The sequence below is a fragment of the Dietzia cercidiphylli genome (assembly GCF_014145145.1).
Lineage (GTDB): Bacteria > Actinomycetota > Actinomycetes > Mycobacteriales > Mycobacteriaceae > Dietzia > Dietzia natronolimnaea.
Genome location: NZ_JAALEA010000060.1, coordinates 1 through 3,364 on the forward strand (window position 1 = coordinate 1; position 3,364 = coordinate 3,364).

3 protein-coding genes are annotated in these 3,364 nt (G+C 70.3%); all 3 read right to left on the reverse strand.

Annotated features, from left to right (window positions below; genetic code table 11):
- Nucleotides 1–242: 242 nt before the first annotated feature.
- On the reverse strand, nucleotides 243–1,385 hold the full coding sequence (locus G6028_RS02960; protein WP_179525666.1) for a thiolase family protein: 1,143 nt from the start codon (nucleotides 1,383–1,385) through the stop codon (nucleotides 243–245).
- A 73-nt stretch (nucleotides 1,386–1,458) separates the two neighbouring features.
- Complete coding sequence (locus G6028_RS02965) at nucleotides 1,459–2,664, reverse strand: acyl-CoA dehydrogenase family protein (RefSeq protein ID WP_182610103.1); 1,206 nt, start codon at nucleotides 2,662–2,664, stop codon at nucleotides 1,459–1,461.
- Between the two features lie 39 nt (nucleotides 2,665–2,703).
- A partial coding sequence (locus G6028_RS02970) for an SDR family NAD(P)-dependent oxidoreductase (protein ID WP_182658003.1) occupies nucleotides 2,704–3,364 on the reverse strand: 661 nt, incomplete at its 5' end.

Consider the following 3,364-nt stretch of genomic DNA (forward strand, 5'->3'; position numbering starts at 1 on the left):
CCCGCCGCAGCACAGCCCCGCCGCGACGCCCCCCCCCTCGCCGGGACACCCCCCTCGCCGGGCATCCGCACGCGCGCACGTACGCCCACAACGCAGCCGCCCCCGACGATGGCGTCTGGCGTGCGCAGATGCGCAGGCCGGAGTTCATCGCGGGGGGCGGCTGTGAGTCACCGGGCAGCCGCTCGCGCGGATGCACGCCGGCTGGGGATGCTGGGCCGTCAGAGCAGTTCGATGCCAGGCCGTCAGAGCAGTTCGATGATGGTGGCGTTGGCCTGGCCGCCGCCCTCGCACATCGTCTGCAGGCCGTACCTGATGCCGTTCGCCTTCATGTGGTGGACCATGTCCGTCATGATGCGGGCCCCGGAGCCGCCGAGCGGGTGGCCGAGGGCGATCGCGCCACCGTTGGGGTTGAGCTTGGCCGGGTCGGCGCCGGTCTCGGCGAGCCACGCCATCGGCACCGAGGCGAAGGCCTCGTTGACCTCGAACACCCCGATGTCGTCGATCGTCAACCCGGAGCGCTCGAGAGCCTTGGCCGTGGCCGGGATCGGGGCGGTGAGCATGATGACCGGATCGTCGCCGGCGAGCGTGGCGGTGTGGACACGTGCGATCGGCGTGCATCCGTACCTGGCGGCGGCCTCCTCGCTCATCACCAGGATCGCGGCGGATCCGTCCGAGATCTGCGAGGCGTTGCCGGCGTGGATCACGCCGTCGGACTTGAACGGGGTCTTGAGCCCGGCCAGCCCCTCGACGGTGCTGCCCCGGCGGATGCCCTGGTCGGCGTCGAAGACCCCGTCCGGGGTGGTCACCGGGACGATGTGCCCGGCGAAGAACCCGGCGTCCTGCGCGGCGGCGGCCTTCTCGTGCGAGGCCACGGCGAACTCGTCGAGCTGCGTGCGGGACAGCCCCCACCGCTCGGCGATCATCTCGGCGCCGACGCCCTGGTTGGGCATGGTGCCGTCGTAGCGGCCCAGGAAGTCCTGCCCGTACGGGATGCCCTCGCCGGTGATCGAGCTGCCCATCGGCTGACGGGTCATGGACTCGACGCCGCCGGCCACCACCACGTCGTGGTAACCGGATTCGACCACCGCGACGGCGAAGCTCAGCGCCTGCTGCGAGGAACCGCACTGGCGGTCGATGGTCACGCCGGTGACGGTCTCGGGCCACCCGGCGGAGAGCACCGCGGTACGCGCGATGTCCCCGGTCTGCTCGCCGGCCTGGGTCACGCACCCCCAGATCACGTCCTCCACGATCCCCGGGTCGACCCCGGCGCGCTCGACCAGAGCGTTCAGCACCGTGCCCGACAGATCGGCCGGATGCACCCCGGCCAGTCCACCCTTGCGCTTGCCCACCGCGCTGCGCACGGCCTCCACGATCACTGCACCCATGTGCGTGTCCCTCTCTCGAACGGTGAGTATCCGGTCTCGTCCGACCGGGTCTTGTCAGTGTTGCGCATCACGTTCAGCCGACGTACGGCGGCGTGCGCCTGAGCTCGCCACGCGCGATGGTGCGGCGATGCACGGCGTCCGGGCCGTCGACGATCCTCAGGGCCCGCGCCCAGGCGTAGAAGTAGGCGAGAGGGGTGTCGTCCGAGACACCGGCCCCACCGAAGACCTCGATCGCCCGGTCGATCACGGTGCACGCGACCTGCGGCGCGATCACCTTGATGGCCGAGATCTCGAACCGGGCCTCCTTGGCGCCGACGGTGTCGATCATCCACGCGCAGTGCTGGACCTGCAGGCGTGCCTGGTCGATCTCGATGCGGGAGTTGGCGATGTGCTCCTGCACCACGCCCTGCTCGGACAGGTACCCGCCGAAGGCGTGCCGCGACTTGGCGCGGTCGACCATCAGGGCCAGGGCCCGCTCGGCCATCCCGATGGCGCGCATGGCGTGGTGGATGCGGCCCGGCCCGAGACGCGCCTGCGCGATCGCGAAACCGGCGCCCTCCTCGCCGAGCAGGTTCGACGCTGGCACCCGGACGTCCGAGAAGACGAGCTCGCAGTGACCGTGCTGGTCCTGGTAGCCGAACAGCGGGAGGTTGCGCTCGATGGTGAGCCCCGGGGTACCGCGCGGGACCAGGACCATCGACTGCTGACGGTGCGTCTCGGCGGTCTCGTCCGTCTTGCCCATGACGATGAAGATCTCGCAGCGCTCGTCTGCCACTCCCGTGATCCACCACTTGCGGCCGTTGATCACGTACTCGTCGCCCTCGCGGCGGATGACGGTCTGGATGTTCGTCGCATCGGAGGAGGCCACGTCGGGCTCGGTCATGGCGTAGGCCGACCGGATCCTGCCCTCCTTGAGCGGCTCGAGGTACGCGGCCTTCTGCTCGTCGGTCCCGAACAGGTGGAAGGTCTCCATGTTCCCGGTGTCGGGCGCCTGCGAGTTGATGGCCTCGGGGGCGATCACCGGCGACCAACCGGAGATCTCCGAGACCGCCGCGAACTCGAGATTGGAGATGCCGGACCACTCCGGCAGGAAGAGGTTCCACAGCCCGCGACGCCGCGCCTCCGCCTTGAGGTCCTCCATGACGGGCGGGTGCTCGTGGTCACCGTGCGTGCGCAGGTACTCGGCCCACACCGGCTCGGCGGGGAACACATGCTCGCGCATGAACTCCCACATGTTCTCCTGCAGCTCGACGCTGCGCTGACTGTGCGCGAATTCCATCGTGATGTCTCCTGGGTCGAGAACTGGTGAGGTCGAGGACTAGTGAAGGGTCATGCCGCCGTCGACGGTGAGGGTCGACCCGGTGATGAACGACGAGGCGTCGGAGGCGAGGAAGAGAAGGGCGGAGTCGAGCTCCGGTTGCAGACCGAGCCGACCGAAGATCGTGCGTCCGGTGATGTCGGCGAGCATCGTCTCGGGGATCTCGTCGGTCATCTCCGAGGCGAAGTACCCGGGGGCGAGCGCATTGACCCGGATGCCCCGTCGGCTCCCCCACTGGGCCGCCAGGTCCCGGGTCAGTCCCAGGACGGCCGCCTTGGAGGCGGAGTAGGCGGCCTGCGGGGCGAATCCTGCGGTCAGGCCGAGCACGCTGGCCACGTTGACGATGCTCGAGCCGGGCTCCATGACGGTCGCGCACTCCTTGGCCGCCCAGTAGGCGCCGTGGAGGTTGACGTCCACCACGCCCCGGAACTGCTCCGGGGTCTCCTTGAGCGCGGGCACGGCGGTGCCGATGCCGGCGTTGTTGACCAGGACGTCGATCCGCCCGTGGGAGTCCATGGCCGAGCGGACCATGGCCGCACACGCCTCGGGGTCCGCGACGTCACAGGCCACCGTCGACGCCGTTCCGCCGGCCGCGCGGAGCTCCTCGGCGAGTGCGTCGAGGCGCTCCCGTCGGCGGGCGGCCAGGACGACCGTCGCGCCG